We start from the raw sequence: 22,372 nt of genomic DNA, 5'->3' as shown, positions 1-22,372 counted from the left end.
TCGCTGTTTGGAAAACGAAAGAGACGCCTTGAGAGAAAAATCTTATCATAGCACAGGATTCTGTTATACTACTTGACATAGTGGGATGAAAGTGTAGGATATGTAACGATTTTGTATGTGGCAAGAAAGGCATAGGTGGCATTTTCCAACCAAATATCCCTTAAACCGTTTATAAATTTTTATAGAAAGAGAGGTTTTTTAATGAAAAACGTGGAATTATCTGTAGAAGGAAACATACTCACCATAAAGATAGACCTGTCAAAAGAATTTGGACTTTCTTCGTCCGGAAAGAACATTATTGTTGCATCAACGGAGGGAAATGTTACCATCCCCGACCGTGAAGAAAAGATCGGAATGAACGTTTACCGGAAACAAACAACGTAAAAGTGGACGGGGGAAAAAAACGACCTATGCAGTAAATAGTTCAAAAAAAGGGTTCACAGGAAGCGAGTCATTTCCTGTGAACCCTTTTTGATTAATCTGGCTCTCTGTCTGCATCAATGCTACTTATTGAAATAACTGCATTATGCTTTGAGGCCCTGCATTTGCCTGCGCCAGCATAGCGCTTGCAGTCTGTTGTAATATTTGAAACTTTGTTGACTCTAACTGTTCGTATGCCATGTCCGCATCTTCAATCCTGCTCCTGGCCGCCTCAGTATTCGTCCTCGCTACAGTTAAACTGGTTTCCTGATAGGTCAGCCTGTTAACTACTGCACCAATGTAACTCAATCCTTCTGATACATCCGCAATGGCGGTATCTATATTGCTCATCAATGCCTGCGCGGATGCCGAAGAAGTAACCGCCCTGCCCGCCGTAGCAACACTTACCCGCAATCCATCAGCCTTATAGTTTGTATTGCTGTCATCAAAGCTTACATTGTCTTTTGCTAACAAGTCAAACTTCAACACGTCATTGGTGCTGCTTGCCCCTGCGCCAATCTGGAATTTAAACTGCACGCTACTTGCCGCTCCTGAACCTGTAGCAGAATTTCCTGTACCAAATATTGACTGGGAATTCCATGTAGCCTGGGTAACTTCAAGATCGATTTGCGTTGCCAATGCTTTGAGTTCCGACTGAATAGCGTTACGTTCTGCACTCCCTAACGAATCGTCTGCCGCCTGCGTTGCCTTTGTTTTCATCTGTGTCAAAATATCAAGGATATTATTCAGATGGCCTTCCGCAACCGCCATAAGATTCTTGGCAGAACCTATGTTTGCAAGGGCCTGGCCAAGCCCTTGTGAACGGGCATTGAATTTTTTGGCAATCGTAAAACCCGCAGCGTCATCGGCGGCATTATTAATTCTTTTGCCCGTCGCAAGCCTTAATTGCGAAACCGACAATTTCGAATTAATGTCATTTAACGACCGTAACGCATTCAACGCATTAATATTTGTGTTTATCCTACTCATAACCGGACTCCTTTCCAAAAAAACATGTAATTAATTCCTTTCTAACAGTAAAAACGAAACATGTTACTCATTTTTGTTGCTATAGCAAAAACCTTGTAAACAAAGAATAGCAATGCGTATGCCACTGAATATTTACACCGCGGTAACAAGGCGTATCTGCCGCATTTACAATACAATAAGATGATTATTTATTATTTTATACGCGATTATTAAAGGGTTTAATTATTCAACAACCGAAAGATTTGTTGAAAATTTTTCCGATCAATTGGGAAAGTATTTCTTGTGTTATTTATCCATAAAACCGGCTTTGTTCGTTTTTTGTTTTTGATAAGCAATGATGTTTTTTTTGTAAAAAACAGTGATGAAACATATTGAATAGCTGCAATATTATTTTGCGAACAGTGAAAAATGGTTTGCAGTGTAAATGTCAAAAAAATTTCTTGCCTTACCTCCGAAGTGTGATATTCTTTCGCTAATAACCCGCCGCCGTAGACGTAGAATGTTAGGATTAGTAGAAATTTCTTTGCATTTTTTTGGCAAAATATTTAATGGTCACTTTTGCAGTCGGCAGATTGAAGAGTTGTAGACTGTTTTCTTGCTTGTTTGTTTGTTTCCTGCTATGCCAGTTCAGGATTTTTGAGAGAATATCTGTACTATTTCAAATGGACGAATTTCCTTTAATCAAGTGGATAAGAAACAGAAAGAAAAAATCAAATGCCGTTGTATGCGGCATTGGAGATGACTGTGCGGTCATTAATACTGGCAAAAATACCTTATGCCTCATAACCACGGACATGTTGGTAGAAGGCACACATTTTGACCTAAATAAATATAATGCGTCCGAAGTAGGAAGGAAGGCAATTGCCTGCAGCATTAGCGACATAGCGTCTATGGGCTGCAAACCATCCGTTGCGGTAATTTCTCTCTGTTTTCCACACGGAACAAAAAACAGTTTTGCAAAAAGGTTATATGCCGGCATATGGGAAATAGCAGATAAATATGATATCGATATTGTCGGAGGAGATATCATTAGCGGAGAAGGCCCTTTTTGTATTAATGTTACCTTGCTGGGAAAGAATGAGGGATTAATGCCTGTATATCGTTCCGGTGCAAAAGCAGGAGATAAAATTTTAGTGACGGGAAGACTTGGCGGTTCTTTATTGGGCAAACATATGTTTTTTGAACCACGATTAGATGAAGGCATTGCGTTGAACAAAAATTTTACTGTCCATGCCATGATAGATATCAGCGACGGATTGACTGCGGATTTGAATCATATATTGGAAGAAAGCGGGGTGGGAGCTGTTTTGTTTGAAGATAAAATCCCCGTGTCTGACGACGCATTAAAAATATCGAAAAAAACGGGGAAAACCCCGATTCATCACGCCTTCTCCGATGGGGAAGATTATGAACTGTTGGCGGTATTGTCAAAAACACAGGCGGAAAAGGTATTGACGTCAGATTTATTTCATGGCCTGGAGATAAGTTGTATAGGAGAAATTGTTGAAGATAAAGGACTTTGGCTGAGGGACGGGAAGGGTAAATTGCGCCGGATACGACCTAAAGGTTATAAACATTGTTAAACCTAAGCTGGCATAGCCGGAAGTGTAAAAACAGTCCTCAATCTGCAATCTACCGACTGTAGATTGTAGAGAGTAACTTTCATTTTGCTGAGCATTTTCAAAAAACCAAAAAGAATTATGGATGGTGCAGGAACATTGGCGAAAAAAGGGCATGAAATAATTTTCACCAGCAAAAATGCAGAGGAAACAATAAAATTTGGTAAAGCATTAGGCACATTATTAACAAATGGGCATGTCGTTGCCTTGATTGGCGACCTGGGCACTGGAAAAACTACCATGGTAAAAGGAATAGTTACAGGACTTGACGTCAAGGATAGCAGAAATGTAAAAAGTCCCACCTTTTCTCTGGCGCACAAATATAATGGCCGCATTCCTGTTTATCATATAGACGCCTACAGACTATCAGGGTCACAGGAATTATTGGATATAGGCAGTGATGAAATGATCTTTGGAAATGGCGTGACAATAATAGAATGGGCAGACAACGTACCCGACAGCCTTCCTGAAGAATATTTGAAAATAACATTAACACATGTTTCTGAAGAACGAAGGAACATAAAAGCATGCGCTTACGGCAAACGTTACGATCAAATAATACAATTATTACGCGATTGGTGCGATTGACCGGATTCGTAGTAATGCAAAGTGACCGCAATTGCAGAACAAAGCGAGAGTGTTTTTCTCTTTTTTTGTAAGATACTTTAACCCTGCCGAGTTCTATGCCTGCCGCACAGGCGGTATAATCAACGAATTTCCTTATACTGCCTGCCTGATACGTTTCGTGGAAATACCAGATCTTTTCTCCTTGTTATTACATGAGGGATATCCATTATTTATCCGGTTTCCCTCGAGATATTCATGGATATCGCCTTCCATAAACTTTGTCCGTCCTCCGATCCGGTAGCCTTTTATTCTCCCTTCCTTCAGATAACGCATCAGTGTCTTTCTGTCGATGCCTATTCTCTGTGCTGTTTGTGTAGTGGTATACCACATGGTGAAACCTCCTTACGCTTATGATTATAAAAAAGATATTAACAGGTGAATGCATGTTCACCATTATATCCTTTTGAAATAAACAGTCAACGTTTTTTTGAAGACGATTACTCCAAAAAGTTGTTATTAGTAATATTATTGCGTTTATCAATTGTTTGCCGTTTGTAACAATTCCGTGGCTTCAGGAATGGCATGGCTTGCTGATGGGATAGTGCAGTTAGGGATCGGTTGGCAGCGCTTAAGAATTTTATTTTCAAAATATTTTATATTTTTCTTGTTATAAAGGAAAATTGCGTATATACTTCTTAAGTCGGTTGACTTGAACAGTAATATTATACAAAGTTGTGATGTGTTTCGTTGTAATGTTAAGGCTGCAAGGATGAAAACCTTGTGGCCTTTTTTTATTAGTAGCCAAATTTTTTTACCAAACGAAAGGGGGTGATTTATTATGGCGAACGGAACAGTAAAGTGGTTTAATGATTCAAAAGGTTTCGGCTTTATTTCTCAGGAAAACGGAACTGATGTATTTGTTCATCAGACGTCCATCAAGTCAGAGGGTTTCAGAACTCTTGCTGAAGGAGATAAGGTTGAGTTTGATGTCATTTCAGACCAAAAAGGCCAAAAGGCCACAAATGTTGTAAAAGTATAAATATGTGAAAAGCCCACTCTAATGTTTTAAATATAAACGATTGTATGATAGTTGATATATAAAAAATGGAGTAGACGCAATAAATACTGTTATAATTACAACACACAGCCCCATTATCCGTAATAGGATAATGGGGTTTTTTTTGTAAAAAAAAGAAGGAAAAACCGTTGCAAAATATCGGCGTTTGTCAATATACACGCCAAAAACCATTTCAAAAAATGAATGTGCTGGAACAAATTTTTAAGGCTCATTGTTCTGTATGACACACAAGTACACTGCATATTTTTTATATTCTTTTATTGGTTTTTTTGTGCAGACGCGTCTGTCTTTTTCCCTTTGACAGCATACCCGGTTTTTGAGGATTGCTTGTGTGAAATCCGTTAACTATAACTATGGAGAAAATATAAGGAATCATCCAGTTTATTATGAAAGGAACAAATCTATGAAAACAATAATGGTTTTGGAAAATAACGAACAACAGCGTATTCTCTGTAAACAAAAATTATCAAACGAAGGCTATAATGTCATTACGGCAAATGACGGCAAAACGGCGATTAAAAAAGTAAATGATTACTGGCCGGATATTGTCATAATGAATGTTAATATAAGTGATATAGATATCGTTGATGTTATAGGTAATATATTAATTCAGCATAAAAACATCCCTATCATACTGCGCACGGATAACAACTTTTACGGAAAGAATTTTCACCCGTGGCATGCGAATGTAATTACTTCACGCCCTTCATGGTTTTTTGAACTGAAAGAGAAAATAAAAACGTTGCCCAACGAAAACAAAGAGGTTGCATGCAATTTCAAGATTGGTGAAAAATTGAGCGTACACGAAAGGACCCGTCTTAACAGGAAAAGAAAGACTGAGAAATTGTGCGCATAGAGACACATAGAGTTCCCCCGCGCGGGTTCAGGTTTTGTAACCTGAACCCACACGTGGCAGTGAACTACGATGATACCGTTTCATGTTCGCTGCGTAATTTTTCCAACGCCTCCCATCGGTGAAAGGCTTCTGCCAGTTCGTATTCCAGGGCTGACGCTCTCCCTTTAATTTTTTCTATTTCCTCTTTCCCTTTCTGATAAAACACGGGATTGCCCATTGTCTGAGTTAACTGCTGTTGTTCTGTTTCCAGCAATTCAATCCGATGTGGCAGGGATTCCAGTTCGCGTTTTTCATTATAACTGAGTTTACGTGTTCGTTTGGATTGTTTACTCTCCGCTTTTAACTTTGTAGGAAGCTGTTTCCCCGGGAAATCGTTTTGTGCATGTACAGTGCGTTGTCTTAACCAGTCATCATACCCGCCCACATATTCATTGATCAGTCCTTCCCCTTCAAAAACGAGTGTGCTGGTTGCTATGTTGTTAAGAAAGGTACGATCATGGCTGACGAGAAGAAGTGTTCCCTGATACTCCATCAATAATTCCTCTAAAAGTTCCAGGGTTTCCACATCAAGGTCATTTGTGGGTTCATCCATTACCAGGACATTGGAAGGTTTTGTGAACAAACGCGCCAGAAGGAGACGGTTGCGCTCTCCTCCGGAAAGTGTTTTGACTGAGACCCGTGCCCTGTCCGGAGAAAACAGGAAGTTTTGCAAATATCCGATGATGTGCCGTGGTTTGCCATTGAAGGTGATCACATCGTTTCCCTCACCAACGTTTTCAAACACCGATTTATCTTCATTCAGTTGCGCACGCAGTTGGTCAAAATAAGCTATTTGCAGTTGAGTGCCATGGCGAACATTACCTTTTTGCAGAGTCAATTCCCCTAATAAAAGACGTAAAAGAGTCGTCTTGCCGGAACCGTTGGGTCCGATAATTCCCACCTTATCTCCCCGCATAATCGTTGTGGAAAAGTTATTCACAATGAGACGATTATCATATCCGTAAGTTGCGCCTTCCACCTTTATAACAACCGCGCCGGAACGGTCTGATTCCTGCGTCTGTATAAGTGCGGAGCCTGTTCTTTGCCTGCGCTCGCTTCGAACCTGCCGCATTTTCTCCAACTCTCTTTTCCGTCCTTCATTACGAGTGCGTCTGGCCTTAATTCCTTGTCTTACCCATACTTCTTCCTGTGCAAGTTTCTTATCAAAAAGTGCGTGCTGTTTCTCTTCTGCGTCCAGAACAGCCTGTTTACGCGTCAAAAAAGTTTCGTAATTACACGACCAGCTTGAAAGATTTCCTCTGTCCAGTTCAATAATACGGGTAGAAAGTTTCCTTAGAAACGAACGGTCATGGGTAACAAAAAGCATTGTGCCTTCATAACGCAGTAGAAATTCTTCCAGCCAGCAGACGGCATCGATATCCAGATGATTGGTCGGCTCATCCAGCAATAGAATACCGGGACCACACACCAGTTCTCGGGCAAGCAATACCTTTCGTTTAAGGCCTGAAGAAAGGGTATTGAATTCAGCATGAGCATCTAACTGCATCTGCGAAATTATCTTATTTATTTGATGACGGCCTTTGCGTTCAGAAGAAGGCAGATTTCCGAACTCGTTCGATAGTATATCGGATACCGTACCATTTATTTTTTTTGGAATTTCCTGGGAAAGGTATGCCGTGCGCAATCCTTTCTGCCGCACAATTTCTCCGGAATCAGGCATCAGATCACCATTGATAAGTTTTAGCAGGGTAGATTTGCCGGCGCCGTTGCGGCCAAGGAGACATGCCTTTTCGCCCCGCTCTAGCTGCAAATTTGCGTGTTCAATCAACAAAGGACAGCCAAAACCTATCGTTACATCCTGCAAACTTATCAACGCCATCGATATTCTCCAAATATTATTTTCTTTAAATTGCACCTTAACAGTATTAACAAACAACCCTTTATGTGATTTTATCACAGCGCCGTCAGCCTGCAATCAAATAATGAAACAGACATGACTGGTACCTTTTGCAGTCCTCAATCTGCAGTCTGCAGATTGCAGATTGAGGACTGAGGACAGTTTTCTTGCTTGTTTAGTTCTGACTTTGTCAATTCAGGGTTTGGGAACAACCGGCCAAAAGTTGCGGTCAAAGACTGCCAAATTCTAAGAAAAACATTTTACTTAGGAGATAAACTGTATAACATGATTGAAAACATTACGCTGGTTGGCCCTATTGGTATAATCCTGCCTGAAGGACGGCAGAGAAGGAGGCTTTTATGGAAAAACAAAAAATATTTGAAAACATGTGGATAAGAACGCTGCTGTGGCTTTGCGCAATTGCCGCGTTTCTCCTGGTGTGCTATTATTTAAAAGGCATTTTAATATCACTCTTTCTGGCTTTTACGATAGCCTATATTGTTGATCCATTACTCGATATTATTGAAAAACGAAGATTTTTATTTTTAAAAAAAGGGTTGCCGCGGGGTCTTGCAATAGTGGTACTTTTAACAGGCATGTTGTTTATGGCGGGCGGGGCGGCCGCCTACACAATACCAAAAACCTTGCATGGCATTGAGCGAGTTGGCATGGTATTAAAAAAACAGTATCCGAAGTATCAGGAAAATGTGGAACTGTTTATTGAAAACCATAAGGATACCGGGATTGCGATATTTTTAAAAACACAACTAGGCATACAGAACGGCAGTGAAAAAGAAACGCAGGAGAAACGTCCGGGACTTATGAAATTTGCCCTTGCAACAGTAAAAAACATCTTTCAAGGAGCCTTCGGTCTGGTGGGAATAATAATAAACATCGTGGTTTTTGGAGTAGTGACCATATATCTCCTGAAAGATTTTGACGTTATTATAATAAAGTGCAGGAACCTGCTTCCGGTTTCAAAAAAAGAAAAGATATTTGAGATTTTCGGGAAGATAAATGAAAACCTGAAGGCATTTCTAAGGGGGCAGATTACGGTTTGTATTATATTATCCATAATATATGGAATAGGATTGACCGTTATTGGCGTACCGCTTTCCTACCTCATAGCCCTGCTGGGTGGATTTGGGAACGTTATTCCCTACATCGGAATAATGCTTGGCCTTGTTCCCGCACTGATACTCGCGTTTATTCAATATCAGGATATCACCCATTTGATCCTTGTCGTAGCGGTATTTGGCGTAGGGCAGTTCTTTGAAAGCACCATAATAACGCCAAAAATTGTTGGAACAAAACTCGGACTGCACCCTGTAGCTATTATACTGTCCATTTTGATATGCAGCCAGATATTGGGATTTTTGGGTCTTTTGCTTGCAGTTCCCATTGTGGCTGTGGCGAAGGTGCTTATTGATGAAGGGCTTTTGAGATACAAAAATACCGATTTCTTTAAGGGTAGTTAAGGGAATGAGGTCTTTGTTTAGGGAGTAAATGCAAAATGGGATTCCAGATAATCGACCAGGGAACAAGATTCCCTCTTACTGCAGGAATGTTTACAACGCCACCTCGCCGGGTTGAAAGGCTGCAACATACCGCAAAGGATAAAAGAATTGAGGAAAACAAGGACAATTTGCAGGAACGGGAACAACGAGAAAATAAAAAACAAAAACCCCGTAGTTCATCAACGCTTATGTACCAAAAAACCGAATACCCACACCAGAGAAATTCATTACATGCAAATCAGATCATGTCTTCTCCTGTAGTTACAATTCTGCCGGATACCAGGCTCGATGAAGCATGGGAAATTATCAGGGAACATAGGTTCCGCCACCTGCCCATTCTCACACCGAATAAAAAAGTTGCCGGCATTATTTCCGACAGGGATTTACTTCGTGAGGCGGCGCAGAGCGAAGCATCCGGAGATAAACAACCGGTCAATACACCTGCTCAAAAATGGTATGAAGCAGATGCCCATTATACGGATGCCGGATTTTACCATGATAACATTTATACATTTCCAAAAAAGAAAACCGTTTTGGACATTTGTAAAACAAGAATTCTTACAGCAACGCCTGACACTGAGCTGAGGGAAATTGCAAAAATATTGATAGAAGAACATATTGGGTCAATGCCAATTGTTGATGAAAACAACCATCTTTTGGGCATAATTACCAGGAGCGACATCCTGAGAACAATTGTCGCGAATGGAGCTATTGATCTTTTAATCTAGCATACCATTTCAGTAAAATAGCATACTACAATGAGTAATGATCTGACAAATCTTCACATCGATAAATCAAAATTTCTGGTTCGGCGCGGCAAAACAAAGGGGAAAATATATCTCTCTGTCGCCGCCGGAATCATTATTGTTCTGGGGATATTGTATGGAACCGGCATTCTGCAACCTGCTATTCGTGTGCATGTATCAGGGATTTCTACCATTTTCCCCTCTCAGACGTTTACCCTTTTAAATGCGAGCGGGTATGTTGTCGCCCAGCGAAAATCCGCCATATCGTCTAAGATCACCAGCTCGCTTGTATCCTTATCGGTAGAAGAAGGCAGCAGGGCAAAAAAAGGAGATGTTATTGCCTGCCTGGAAAACAAGGACGCAATTGCGGCGTTGAAAAGAGCAAAGGCGGATATGAATACCGCCAGATACAGGCTGAAGCAGGCTGAAGCAGAACTTACTGAGGCGAAGCTTGCTTACAATAGAACAACGAATCTTTTGCAAATGGGAGTCGTTTCTCCGTCTGAATATGACACGGCAGATGCAAAATACAAACTTGCGATTGCAAAGGTTGAAGAAGGGAAGGCCGCAATACGCTCGGGCAAAGCGGCAGTGAGCGAGGCAAAGGTGCAACTTGATTATACTTTTTTACGCGCACCTTTTGATGGGGTAGTATTAACGAAAAATGCCGATATTGGCGATATAGTCACTCCTGTGGGAGCAGCGGCAAATGCCAGGGCGTCGGTAGTGACTATTGCCGACCTCGATTCACTCATGGTGGAGGTTGATGTATCCGAATCAAATATTGAACAGGTAAGCGCCGGGCATCCATGTGAAATCCAACTGGATGCTTTTCCGGGAGAAAGACTTCGCGGTGAAGTGCATATGATTGTGCCTACTGCGGACAGGACAAAGGCCTCGATACTGGTAAAAGTCGCATTTGCCGACAAAGATTCCCGCATTATGCCGGAGATGAGTGCAAAGGTTGCGTTTTTAAAACGACACGCAACGGATGATGAAAGAAAGCCAATAAAGGCAATTCCTGTAACAGCCGTCAGGACAATGATGGGAAAGAATGTTGTATATACGGTTGAAAACAACCGGTTAGTGGAAAAGGTCATAAGCACAGGAAGGTGTTACGATGCTATGATAGAGATATTATCAGGATTAGAAGATGGCTGGAAAATAGTAACAGACGGGAATAAGAAAATGAAAAACGGCAGAAGGGTAAAAATATCCGAAGAATAAAAATATGTCCATGTACAGCTAAAAGCATCAATTATCTGAAAATTTATAAATCTTATTATACGAATTCCGGGGACACTATACTTAATACGGAAGGATAGGAAAAGCCAAGGTTTATGATTTCAAGCAGAATCGTCACAATAAGTATTATGAACAAAAGAGAGTGGAAGTGTTTTACCTTATCAAAGAAAATAGGATTGTAACCGTTACCGTATATGTATTCTATGGAAAGTGGGAGGCATAAATGAACATCATTTACAACGACAAGACAGACCTTCTTTACATCAGATTTGATGACAAAAAACAGGATGTCATAAACCGGCGGTTCTCCGATGACATTGTCCTGGATATTGGCGAGAATAACAGAATTGTAGGCATTGAAATTCTTGATGCTTCTAAACATGTAACTCTTGATAAACTCTTACCGGTTAATTACGAGCTTTCAAAGACATAGAATTGATTGTCTGTAACTAAAGAATTAGCTATAACTATAGCACAAAAAGACCCCATTGCCGTTAAGATGGCAAAAATCCTGCTCAACGAAAATCAGAAAATAGAGAAAAGGCTTGAGAAAGAAATAAACCTCTTTGCCCGATGCTTTGCAACACAAGATCGTCAGGAAGGCATAAACACCTTTTTGGAAAAAAGAAAGCCCATGTTTAAAGGTGTATGATTTTTTTAAAAAAGAGGCATTATTTAAATTGAAGTTTAATTTTCGTTAATAAAAAACTCTTAATGAAATGTGAGTAAAACTTGGTTGCTTTCCTAAATATCCTTAATATCTTCAGAATTAGAAACGTGTCATTTCGTTTGAATAAAAAAGTTAAAGAATAAAATTTTTTCAAAACTCTTTTCAAATTTAAATTTATGCATAAGGAAAAAATGACAAAACGACCTATGATATTTGTAGATGGTACCAATTTGTTAACTCAACTAAGGCACTGTCCAAAAATAATTTGGTATTTTTATTAATTTAGTTAAGTGAAATTGTATAATTCCAATCTGGCAAGACACTGTGTTTGTTTATGTTTATTTCTTTCATTTGGTCATCAGTGATTTTGATTCCTTTTTGGTATTCTTTCTCGTTAAGAATGGTTTGTACGAGAAGACCCGCTGTTGTTGTAGTGCCAGCAATTAAACTTAGCATAACATCATAAGACCTCAAAGGATACCCTCCCAATTTTTACTGATAAAACTAAACAGACGATGTTCTACCGGATTCCATTTTGATGCTCCTGAGGGATGAGTGCCTTGAAGTATGGAATACCTGAGTGGTTGAAAATACCACCTCTGCGAGCCTAATCCTCGTAGAGAAGTTTGTGCCTATGCGCACACAATGGAGCAATCCGTATGCGTAGAAAGATAGCATATACCCGTGAGGGGTATGACGGAGTTACGAGGTACAGACGACCTTTTGGGGTGTATGAGTGTGGCGTGTTATTCCGTGCCAACTGCCATTTCTCAGCGAAGCACTGACAATGTCCTTTGTTGGAGATGGATAAACAGATTAAGTAAAACCATCTCTGGTTAATGCGTTTGAACATACATCACGAAGGGAAAAGGGGTAATCCATATGACCGGGGGAGGACTTACGCCTTGGGCAAAATTCCCTAACAGCAAGGTATAAGGAAATTCCGAAGTCCGAGCTGTATGAGATGGTGATAGACAAGCTTCTCTCACAAGTCTATCTTTGAAGTCGTCAGCATTGCTCATAATAGTTTCCGGTGTGAATCGGAAATGAAAGGGGCATAACCGTAGTGGAATTGATGAAAGTGGCAGATTGAATACGTTCAATGAGAAAAGAAACTCTTTTGCGTAGGTAAGCAGTAACAAGAGCCTCTCTTGTTTTGCCTATGTTTGGGAGAATCCGTACCCAGGAAACACGATTGACAAATCTATTATCCGTAATCAATCGAAAGGAATATATCGAGAGATGCTTAAGTATCATTCATTAAGAGACAAGGTGTTTAGTCTGAAAAACCTTTATGCTGCTTTCAAACACGTAAAGAAGAATAAAGGCAAAGCTGGTCTTGACAGGGTAAGTATTAAGCAATTTGAGTCCAATCTTGATGTGAATATCATGAGTATCCATCAGGAACTCAAGACTGCCATATACAACCCTGCGCCTGTCCTGCGGGTATACATCCCCAAAGGCAGGCATGACAAGAGACCTCTTGGCATTCCCATTGTTAAGGACAGGATTGTACAGCAGGCATTCAGGCAAATCATAGAGCCAATATTTGAGAAAGGATTCTCAGATAACAGCTTTGGATTTCGCCCTGACAGATGCTGTCACGATGCTATCAAACGGCTTGAACAGTATAAGCAGGAAGGGTATACCAGCGTCCTTGATGCCGATATAATGGCATTCTATGACACCATACCCCATAAGCTTATTATGGACTCCTTACGTGAGAAAATCGCTGATGGATGGGTTTTGAACAGTATTGAGAACATGCTCAAGGCAGGGGTCATGGAGGACGGCATCGTGCATGAGACAAACAAAGGCACTCCGCAAGGAGGTGTAATTTCCCCTTTGCTTGCAAACCTTATCGGTAACATCATCGACAAGGAACTTGAAAAGGCTGGATATAAGTTTGTCCGATACGCCGATGATTTCGTTGTCATGACTAAAACAAAAGATGAACTCCCAGCCGCCCTCAGCTATGTCAAAGAAATCATTGCAGGGAAACTTGGAATGAAGCTGAGCGAGGATAAAACCAAGCTCACCAACTTCAAAAGAGGTTTCAGGTTTCTCGGATACGATTTCAAGGGCAAGTATAAGGGTATAAGCACGAAATCACTGAACAAACTCAAGAGCCTGTCCTGAGCCTGCCGAAGGAACAACATCAGAGACATCACCAGACGTACACAGGGCGTCAATCTGCAAGCCATCGTTGATACATTAAACCCCGTAATTCGTGGGCATGTCAACTATTTTCGGCTGGGCAATGTACAAAAGGTATATCGCTCATTAGACTGTTGGGTACGCATGAGACTGAGATGTTTCAAGTTCTCAAGAAAATGGAGAACAGACAACAAGCGTTTCCCTGTTCACCGATTCTTTAAAATGGGGTTACTCTCATTCGAAAGAGAATTTCTTAAGGCGTGTGCTAAAGCATGATGTTTGACTTTTCTCTGTTATAGAGCAACACGTCGGGGTCGCTAACTACGAGAAAGACGTATGGTTTAAAAAGGATGCTTTGTCACGTTGTCCAAAGTATCTGGCGACGAGTGGGGGTTGGAGGCTAATGGCCTCCAACCTACCAGCTCGCTATCTCCCATTACCTTATTATACTTCGTCTAACAGGTCTTTGCCGTACGGACTTGTATTGGCTGATAGCAAGATTTTCCCTAATTTACTCTGCACTACTTTGTTTACGTGTCGCCATCCATACCCCGACAGATTTACCGATTGCTTTTGGTTGTTGCTTCATCAGTAATACTAACTTTCACCATCTTTGCAGTGGTTTAGTATCTGTTTCGCCGCCACTTCGCAAGTTCTATGGTGGTCTGCGTAACGAGGTTGCAATATTCCCTTTATGGTACGACCCGTAAACTTGTTTGCCCTTCGCTTGCAAGGACTTTTACTTCTGAGCTTTCATATTGCAAGTTACCTTTACAATATGTCAGATATAGCTAATCGGTCAAACAACCAATTTCCGATATGGGACTTTCACCCATTTAGTAATGCAGCATTATAGGCTGCGAACAAAGACGCTCAGAAATTTTGCGGCAAGACCTTTTCTTTCACTTCAAATGCTTCGCATGTAACATGTAGAGAACAAAAAAAACACTTTATTTTTTTTCTCTCTCTCTTTCATTACTACAGGGATACTCCCGCTCTATTTTGCTTGTTTTACTCATTTTTGCCCATTTATATGAAAATTCTATTGTTTTTTATCTTCTTCTCCACTTATTGACGGGAGCTTTTGGCACAAATCCTTGATCCGCGTCTTTCGTAGGGTGACTTTGACGTTGCCGTGGGTAAAGAATGCTTGATTTGCATTTTCAGATTATATGTGGTAGTGCAACCTGTGGCTAAATTTTATGTTTTAGTCATTTTATGCACACCTTTCACCAAGTCATAAAATAAAAGCTGTTGATATACTTGATAAAGTACTGAATAAAAAATGAAGTATACAAAAAGTATACAATTTTCAGTATTCAGGAAGTATATGGTAGTCGTAAGTAGTTGTCATTATTGGTCGGGGTGGCGGGATTTGAACCCACGACCTCTTGAACCCCATTCAAGCGCGCTACCAAGCTGCGCTACACCCCGACTTTGGGAATACTATCTTATTTTTCATCTATTATCAACTTTAAATCTCTTCATTAATAGATGTGTTATTTTTCTGAACATGAGATGAAGGGAAATTGTTCGGTGCTGCAGTGCGGTGCATTGCATTGCCTCTATTTTACAGAGGGACACTGCTTGATTTGTTTTTTATAAGGCAAAAAAAAATTAAGGCGGAGGTCGTGTAGACGGCAGGATTACTCCCGCCGCCTCACATAGAACCGTGCATGCAGTATTCCTGCACACGGCTCTTCAAACAGATTCACTAAGGCGCGACCAAAAATAACATTCATGTTGGCTTTTCAACCAACTGGCTTTTACAAGCTTCGCCTGGCGCACTAACACTTTAGTTTTTTGAAAAACTCCAATAATATCGGTGTTTTGCCGCATAGTGTCGAGGCGAAGCATTTGCCTGTTTGAGTATGCGCACATTTATGGCAATTTATAGAAAATGCTTTGCCCCGACTTTTAAAAAAAACGAACCTGTTACAAGAGGGTATTTTACCTTTTTCTTCTTGTAGGGAAAAAAGTTGTCTTGTTAGTGAACAAAAATTTCCACAAATCTTTCAACGAGATACGCCAGATATTCTATATCGATATAATCTTCTGCACTACTATCAAGAAACAATTTACAACTAGCCGAAAATTCATCGTCTGCTTCCCAAAAACACATATACAAGGGTATCCTTGGCAACAAACCAAATTGATAAATATAATCGGCCCTCATTTGCCCTTGTGCAGCAACTCCACCCAATTCTTTACATCGAATTATCAATCCTTGTTTATTATCATTGAATTTTGTGGCAATCTTCTCTTCGGCGTTCCGCTGAAAGGCTTTAACGTGTGAAGCGGTATTTGTAAAATATCCCAATGTGACCCATTCAGCGGTTAAAGATCTGCGGCCCTGCCTGCGCACATAATCGTAAATGATAATTTTGGACCACGAATCAATACAATATGTATCATTTTCATATAAACCTTTTCTGCGAATCTCATATGGCTTATTTATCATTTTAAGCGTTATTCTCTCTTCGCCATCCTTAATCTCATACCCGCCGCCAATTGCAGCGCTTGCATCCTTAAAATTCACACATTTCGCCACAGCTTCTAATTCATAACTTACACGACTGTAATTATCGTCCATGGTAGCTACGGGTTTATTTAATGCCAGTTTGCTGTCTTTGTTTGCAACATATGGACAATCTTGTATTCTACGTTGAGAGTTTATTACTTTAAGTGCAAACGCGGTACAAGTTGCATCTCCACATTCACCACAATTTGTCTTTGGCAATTTTTTATATATTTCAATCATACTGTTATATTCAATATATACATAAAGAACCGGATTTCATGCATTAACAGGTATTTTTTCCATCATAACACAAAAGGCATCCTTCTAAAATGAGGATGCCTTCTGTGTCACGATTATTCTAAAAATGCTTATGCATTTGACTCCTAATAGTGCCCTTAAGAAGGGTATTTTTGTATTCTCTGACTCGTTTAGTTAGGAGTTAAATGCATAAGCATATTCCAAATTAATCTTTCTGATTAAATTGTCGCACGCGATACAGGTTGCTCAAGTGCTGCATGTGCAGCGGCAAGACGGGCTATTGGCACCCTGAAAGGAGAGCAACTTACGTAATCCATACCTATCCCATGGCAAAAGGAAACTGTTTGAGGATTTCCCCCGTGTTCACCGCAAATTCCAATTTTTAATTCTTTTCTCGTGCTTCTCCCTCCATTAATACCTATTTGAATCAACTTCCCAACGCCCTCCTGATCCAAAACCTGAAAAGGGTCCTTCTCTAATATTTCATTATCAATATACTCCGGAACGAAAGATCCAACATCATCACGGCTAAAACCAAATGTCATCTGCGTTAAGTCATTCGTCCCAAAGGAAAAGAACTCAGCATGTCTGGCAATATTATCTGCTATTAAAGCTGCCCGTGGTAATTCGATCATTGTTCCTATAAGGTAATTTACCTTTACGCCTTTTTTCTCCATTATTTCTTTTGCATTTTTTTGAATCAACTCTTTTAAGATAATTAATTCTTTTTCAGTACTAATAAGGGGCAACATTATTTCCGGATAAATGATGATACCCTTTTTTTTCATGTTACATGCAGCCTCGATAATTGCCTGTACCTGCATCTCATATATTTCGGGATAGGTAATACCAAGCCTGCATCCTCTATGGCCAAGCATAGGATTTAGTTCGTGAAGCGCCGAAACTTTTTCCTGTATTTCCTGAAAACTAATTTTCATCCGCTTTGCTATTTCTCTTTGATTATTTTCCTCTTGAGGCAAAAATTCATGAAGGGGAGGGTCCAGAAGACGGATAGTCACAGGAAGCCCATCCATCTCTTTAAAAATCTGTTCAAAGTCTCTGCGTTGCATAGGAAGCAATTTCTTCAATGCAGACATATATGCCGTCATGGGATATTTAATTTCATTCTGCGCCCTTGCTAAATCTTTTTTGAGAACATTTATCTTGTTGTTTTGTGCATTACTTATTTCTTTTTGTATATAAGCAATTTTGGTTTTCAAATTTTTCACATCCGGGGCGGAAAGAATCATTTGCCGAACGAAATCGATTCTATTCTCGCCAAAAAACATGTGTTCTGTTCTGCAGAGTCCGATGCCTTCAGCGCCAAACTCGCGAGCTTTCCGTGCATCTATCTTAGTGTCTGCGTTAGTTCTCACTTTCAACTTTCTTATCTCATCCGCCCAAGTCATGAGTGTGGCAAAATCATCGCTAAGTTTGGGTACAAGAGTTGCCACATTCCCCATCATTACCTCACCGCTACTGCCATCTAATGAAATGAACGTTCCCTCCCTTATCACCTTGCCATCTACCTTAAAAAGCTGCTTTTTATAATCCACATGTATAGCACTACAACCAGCGATACAACATTTACCCATTCCTCGCGCAACCACAGCAGCGTGGGAAGTCATACCGCCGCTGGTAGTAAGGATTCCTTGAGAAACATGCATTCCGCCAATATCTTCCGGAGAAGTTTCTTTCCTGACTAAAATTACCTGTTCGTTTTTCTCGGCTAATCTTTCTGCTTGTTCAGCGCTAAAAACGACCCTGCCGGTAGCCGCTCCGGGAGAAGCTGGCAGACCTTCTGCTATTACTTCTCTTTTTGCCTTAGGATCAAAAGTCGGGTGCAATAACTGATCCAGTTGATTAGGGTCTATTCTGGAAATAGCCGTCTTCTTATCTATTAATTTTTCCTTTACCATATCAACTGCAATTTTTATTGCTGCCGGAGCAGTTCTTTTTCCATTTCTTGTTTGCAGCATGAACAAGCGATTCTCTTGAATAGTAAATTCGATATCTTGAACATCTTTAAAATGCTTCTCTAATATGTTCTTATATTTAAAAAGCTGTTTATAGACCGCTGGCATTTCTTTTTCAAGATTTGCAATCGGCTCTGGCGTACGAATACCCGCAACAACATCTTCTCCCTGTGCATTAATAAGAAATTCCCCGTAAAATTTGTTTTCTCCTGTTGAGGGATTTCTGGTAAAACAGACCCCCGTGGCAGAATGATCTCCCATATTTCCAAATACCATCGCCTGAACATTTACTGCCGTACCAATAAGCCCCTTAATTTCGTAAAGCTGTCTGTATTTTATTGCGCGAGGATTGTTCCATGATGCAAAAACGGCTTGAATCGCTCTATGAAGTTGTTCTGCAGGATTATTCGGAAATGGTTCACGCGCATTTTTTTTATAAATTTCCTTATACTCTTCTACAATATTTTTCAATTGTTCTGTTGTCAAATCTGTATCATTTTTGACCCGTGATTTTTTCTTATATTTGTCCAGGATTTCTTCGAAATAATGTCGTTCAATCCCCATAACTACATCACCAAACATTGAAATAAACCTGCGGTATGCGTCCCACGTAAAACGCTCATTTCCCGTTTTTTTTATCAACCCCATTACCGTTTCTGGATTTAAACCAAGATTCAATACCGTATCCATCATTCCCGGCATAGATGCCGCAGCGCCACTTCGAACGGAAACCAACAGAGGATTATTTGAATCGCCTAACTTTGCTCCCATCAATTTTTCCAGCATGGAAAGATTTTGCGCTATCTCTTTGTCAAGTCCCTTGGGATACTGTTGCTTATTCTTATAATATGCATCACAAACCTCCGTTGTGATAGTAAAACCAGGGGGAACAGGGATGCCAATATTAGTCATTTCCGCTAAATTTGCCCCTTTACCACCAAGCAGATGCTTCATATCCGCTTTCCCATCAGCCTTACCCTCTCCAAAGAAATAGACATACTTGGGCGCCATTCAGAATGCTCCTTTCAACGAATATATTCTTAACACAAAAAGAAATTCAACTTTTTTAACAAATTATACCACCAAAAATCAGACAAAATATACAACCTAAATCCTGCAAACGATTTTCGCAATGCGAAAATCAGTATTTTCCACTACCAAGATTGGCAAAAAGCGATAACAGATATCCGTTTTTTAGCAATTGTGGTAGCGCTATTGTACTACTTTAAACAAAAAGACATGGGAAATTGTCGGAAACGTGCTCTCTGATGCAATGAAAATCAAGATAGGGATGTACTGTCTCCATCTGCGGTATACTTACCACTCTCAAAAGACTAAAAAAACGAAATACAACGTCGGTTTTCTACTGAAAAACTACATCCAGTGACATGCGTTCCCACTTTTCCCATTCCTCCTGATGGAGAAATTTCTCCGGCAATTTTAATGTCATCTGCCGGCTTCTCTCCACCAGTTTCCCTGCCACACGGATTAACCACAGTCTCATCGTCTTTACTTCCCACTTTTGTATCACTCCACCACTGAGCAATCCCATCCACTTCAAAAGATTATACGCTAACACCGCACACTGAAATAGCGCAGCATTGGCCAAAAATTCACCCGTACGTATGTGCCCCGCATTCATCTGTCCTTTACTCTCTTCTATCAAAGTCTCGCAGGTAGCCCTCTTTCCATAACAACGATGCGCTTCCATCGGACTTAACCGCTCCGTTGTAACGTAACAAAAATACTCATACACGGACACTTCTACTAATTTCTTTTCTCTTTTGACCAATTGCCGCACTGCCACAAAACGTCTCGCACGATCCCACCCTGCACATCGATACCAAAATTCAGCCTGTTCCCATCCTGGCTCCCCTTTCACCTCATTCCATTTCTGCCCTTCAAGCAATCCTTCCAGATTCTTCAGCTTTACCTTAATCAGATATCCCGCCAATATTGACTCAAGGTATTCAAGTAATTCTCCGGTAAAAAAACCGCTGTCTCCCCGAAATACCACCCTTACCCCCTTATTCATGTACGCCATACATTCCTTCATGAACTCTACTACTCCGTTACTCGTGTAGGCGCTTCCACAGCGGAACCAACTATGTAATACCTCCTTTGTTTCTGCAATAAATGCCATTAAGGGATGATACGCCTTCTGCCCCTTCTTGTGCGGATTATATCCTACCTCTGCACCCTCCTGTTTCCCATATACACCATCTACGGTAGAATCAACATCTATCCATACTTCGCAAAGAGCACTCCTGAGTTTATGGCCTGATCTCACCGCACGCTTCCATATCTTTCCCCTAAACCGGTGGATCACCCCCGTCAGTTCCACTATATCTCCCTGACTCGCCAGCTTCATAATACGTCCTATCGTAGTATCTACAGGTACCTCTTTCCACCCGGACATCTTCTTCAATACCTCATCTGTACACACCTTCATCACCTCTACCATCGATGTCGCCCCTGCTATCAACCCTATCACTACCATTTGTACCGCATCGACAAACTGATACCGGGCATTTGCTCCACGATCCTTATGGACCGCTTCATGGACTCTCTCCCGGAACATCAGCTTACCCATAAAATTCAATACCGGTAAAAGCCCTGCATGTACCGTTAAGCCTTTCCCGCTCATCTCTGCCTTGATTTTCGGTTGTCTTTTGCTGTATTTTTTTGCTATATTCTTCATCGAAATGGTGAATCTCCTTTCAGGTGTTTTTTGTTATCAATATACCGCCGAATACCTTGGAAATCCTACCATTTCAATCCTATTCCTGCAACAAGGCTTTGCCTTGTTTGCAGGATTTAGGTACAATCTTATTCTTATTTTGATAACAAACTATCAACCTTTTTTGCAAATTTTCTTTAATAGCATAATCACAAGAGCATCATCTTTGTGAAAAAAATTATACCAATAAATCTAACTAACTAAAGCAATAATATTATTTTCTAAGAAAAGAACCAAACGCTGGGATGACTTATTTTCAGCAACGAAATGTTGTTCTTAAGCGTTTTCCTTTAAACAATGAAAGTGCTTTTATAATCCCGAACGCTTAAAAATATTTTGGACGGTATAAACTTTAATCAAATTCTATCAAAATCAAGTAATTAATATAGCCAAACAAATATGATTTTAGAGATTTGGCGATAAAATGGCTTTCTAAAAAACAGATTTATTTGACTAGGCATATTATCAAACACACCCCTAAATCCCCTCTTGATAGAGGGGACTTCTTCTCTCCCCTCTAAAAAGAGGGGCCGGGGGTGTGTAAATTTTTCGAAAACCTTATTTGTTTGACTATATAAATATTTTGTAACTATTCAGCGTAATTTATTAAACTACCGGAGATCAAAACATAGGGATATATTTCATTTAAAAACAACCGCATAAAACAAATATAAACTACATAAATCATAAAACTATTTCTTCTATAAAAAGTGTAGCCATTATATTTTAGTATTTAAAAGACACAAATTTTCGTGAATACTATCATAAACAAATTTAACTGGCAAGAAAATTTCAAGGTAGAAAAATAATCCTTTAGTTGCAATAACTTACTTTGCATAAACAAGTTATCGAAAAACAAACCTAAAAACATTCTGCAAATGAATGCAGTGATTTTAATTGGATTTTACAACATTGATATCTGCAATGTATTGTGCGCTTAAAATACTAATATTTTTTCTGAGAGATTTAATAAAATAGCCTCTCCATAACAATTCCCCACAAAATCTGTAAAACAGAGCAGTCCATTTAAAAGCTTTTTGCATATCTGTCTTTGTTAGTTTACCCAACTTTTAACCATTTTCTGAAAAATGGTTATCGTAATTCCAAGCCATTGT

Annotated in this window: 17 protein-coding genes, 1 tRNA gene and 1 pseudogene; 11 read left to right on the top strand and 8 right to left on the bottom strand. The window is 40.0% G+C overall.

All coding sequences use genetic code 11. The features are described from left to right. Window positions 1–201 precede the first annotated feature (201 nt). On the top strand, window positions 202–384 hold the full coding sequence (locus M5U24_RS14580) for a hypothetical protein (protein ID WP_099326984.1): 183 nt from the start codon (window positions 202–204) through the stop codon (window positions 382–384). Window positions 385–507: 123 nt separating this feature from the next. On the opposite strand, the gene M5U24_RS14575 is transcribed toward M5U24_RS14580, so the two are convergent. After that, on the bottom strand, window positions 508–1,410 hold the full coding sequence (locus M5U24_RS14575; protein WP_099324403.1) for a flagellin: 903 nt from the start codon (window positions 1,408–1,410) through the stop codon (window positions 508–510). Between the two features lie 662 nt (window positions 1,411–2,072). On the opposite strand from M5U24_RS14575, the gene thiL reads away from it, so the two are divergent. Both thiL and tsaE read left to right on the top strand, forming a co-directional pair. After that, window positions 2,073–2,993, top strand: coding sequence for a thiamine-phosphate kinase (gene thiL, locus M5U24_RS14570; RefSeq protein ID WP_157820401.1), 921 nt, complete (start codon window positions 2,073–2,075; stop codon window positions 2,991–2,993). A gap of 84 nt (window positions 2,994–3,077) precedes the next feature. Continuing rightward, window positions 3,078–3,617 (top strand): tRNA (adenosine(37)-N6)-threonylcarbamoyltransferase complex ATPase subunit type 1 TsaE, encoded by a 540-nt coding sequence (gene tsaE / locus M5U24_RS14565; protein WP_230405751.1) that lies wholly within the window; start codon window positions 3,078–3,080, stop codon window positions 3,615–3,617. A gap of 132 nt (window positions 3,618–3,749) precedes the next feature. Here the strand turns inward: tsaE and M5U24_RS14560 are convergent, their stop codons facing one another. Beyond that, entirely contained in the window at window positions 3,750–3,986 is a 237-nt protein-coding gene (locus M5U24_RS14560) for a helix-turn-helix domain-containing protein (protein ID WP_099324405.1), read from the bottom strand. A gap of 448 nt (window positions 3,987–4,434) precedes the next feature. Here M5U24_RS14560 and M5U24_RS14555 point away from each other — a divergent pair, with 448 nt between their 5' ends. After that, window positions 4,435–4,635 carry a cold-shock protein gene (locus M5U24_RS14555; RefSeq protein ID WP_099324406.1) on the top strand — a complete coding sequence of 67 codons (201 nt, stop codon included), beginning with the start codon at window positions 4,435–4,437 and terminating at the stop codon, window positions 4,633–4,635. A gap of 442 nt (window positions 4,636–5,077) precedes the next feature. Then, window positions 5,078–5,530: a response regulator gene (locus M5U24_RS14550; protein WP_157820402.1), complete on the top strand. Its 453-nt coding sequence runs from the start codon at window positions 5,078–5,080 to the stop codon at window positions 5,528–5,530. A 64-nt stretch (window positions 5,531–5,594) separates the two neighbouring features. On the opposite strand, the gene M5U24_RS14545 is transcribed toward M5U24_RS14550, so the two are convergent. After that, a complete protein-coding gene (locus M5U24_RS14545; RefSeq protein WP_230408043.1) occupies window positions 5,595–7,487 on the bottom strand; it encodes an ATP-binding cassette domain-containing protein in 1,893 nt (630 codons plus the stop codon). A 299-nt stretch (window positions 7,488–7,786) separates the two neighbouring features. Here M5U24_RS14545 and M5U24_RS14540 point away from each other — a divergent pair, with 299 nt between their 5' ends. The 5 genes from M5U24_RS14540 to M5U24_RS14520 all read left to right on the top strand — a co-directional run bounded on the left by M5U24_RS14540 (window position 7,787) and on the right by M5U24_RS14520 (window position 11,587). After that, a complete protein-coding gene (locus tag M5U24_RS14540) occupies window positions 7,787–8,905 on the top strand; it encodes an AI-2E family transporter (RefSeq protein WP_099324409.1) in 1,119 nt (372 codons plus the stop codon). Between the two features lie 35 nt (window positions 8,906–8,940). Then, window positions 8,941–9,672, top strand: a complete 732-nt coding sequence (locus M5U24_RS14535; RefSeq protein ID WP_099324410.1) for a CBS domain-containing protein — start codon at window positions 8,941–8,943, stop codon at window positions 9,670–9,672. Window positions 9,673–9,702: 30 nt separating this feature from the next. After that, window positions 9,703–10,917, top strand: coding sequence for an efflux RND transporter periplasmic adaptor subunit (locus M5U24_RS14530; protein ID WP_099324411.1), 1,215 nt, complete (start codon window positions 9,703–9,705; stop codon window positions 10,915–10,917). 241 nt (window positions 10,918–11,158) lie between these two features. Continuing rightward, a complete protein-coding gene (locus tag M5U24_RS14525) occupies window positions 11,159–11,368 on the top strand; it encodes a DUF2283 domain-containing protein (RefSeq protein WP_099324412.1) in 210 nt (69 codons plus the stop codon). Between the two features lie 6 nt (window positions 11,369–11,374). Then, window positions 11,375–11,587, top strand: a complete 213-nt coding sequence (locus tag M5U24_RS14520) for an enoyl-CoA hydratase-related protein (RefSeq protein WP_099324413.1) — start codon at window positions 11,375–11,377, stop codon at window positions 11,585–11,587. A gap of 300 nt (window positions 11,588–11,887) precedes the next feature. Here M5U24_RS14520 and M5U24_RS14515 read toward each other — a convergent pair. Continuing rightward, window positions 11,888–12,105 (bottom strand): annotated as a pseudogene (locus M5U24_RS14515) (hypothetical protein). A 742-nt stretch (window positions 12,106–12,847) separates the two neighbouring features. On the opposite strand from M5U24_RS14515, the gene ltrA reads away from it, so the two are divergent. Continuing rightward, complete coding sequence (gene ltrA, locus M5U24_RS14510; RefSeq protein ID WP_099326153.1) at window positions 12,848–13,744, top strand: group II intron reverse transcriptase/maturase; 897 nt, start codon at window positions 12,848–12,850, stop codon at window positions 13,742–13,744. A gap of 1,375 nt (window positions 13,745–15,119) precedes the next feature. Here ltrA and M5U24_RS14505 read toward each other — a convergent pair. From M5U24_RS14505 to M5U24_RS14490, 4 genes are all read right to left on the bottom strand, one after another. Next, window positions 15,120–15,196, bottom strand: a tRNA-Pro gene (locus M5U24_RS14505). 553 nt (window positions 15,197–15,749) lie between these two features. Next, window positions 15,750–16,523, bottom strand: a complete 774-nt coding sequence (locus tag M5U24_RS14500) for a DUF3786 domain-containing protein (RefSeq protein WP_099325919.1) — start codon at window positions 16,521–16,523, stop codon at window positions 15,750–15,752. Window positions 16,524–16,759: 236 nt separating this feature from the next. Further along, a complete protein-coding gene (gene ppdK / locus M5U24_RS14495) occupies window positions 16,760–19,528 on the bottom strand; it encodes a pyruvate, phosphate dikinase (protein ID WP_099325918.1) in 2,769 nt (922 codons plus the stop codon). A 352-nt stretch (window positions 19,529–19,880) separates the two neighbouring features. Next, window positions 19,881–21,218 (bottom strand): IS1380-like element ISCku8 family transposase, encoded by a 1,338-nt coding sequence (locus M5U24_RS14490; protein ID WP_099323988.1) that lies wholly within the window; start codon window positions 21,216–21,218, stop codon window positions 19,881–19,883. Window positions 21,219–22,372 lie beyond the last annotated feature (1,154 nt).

Source organism: Candidatus Kuenenia sp. (genome assembly GCF_027493735.1).
Lineage (GTDB): Bacteria > Planctomycetota > Brocadiia > Brocadiales > Brocadiaceae > Kuenenia > Kuenenia stuttgartiensis_A.
This window is presented reverse-complemented; position numbering and strand designations above follow the sequence as displayed.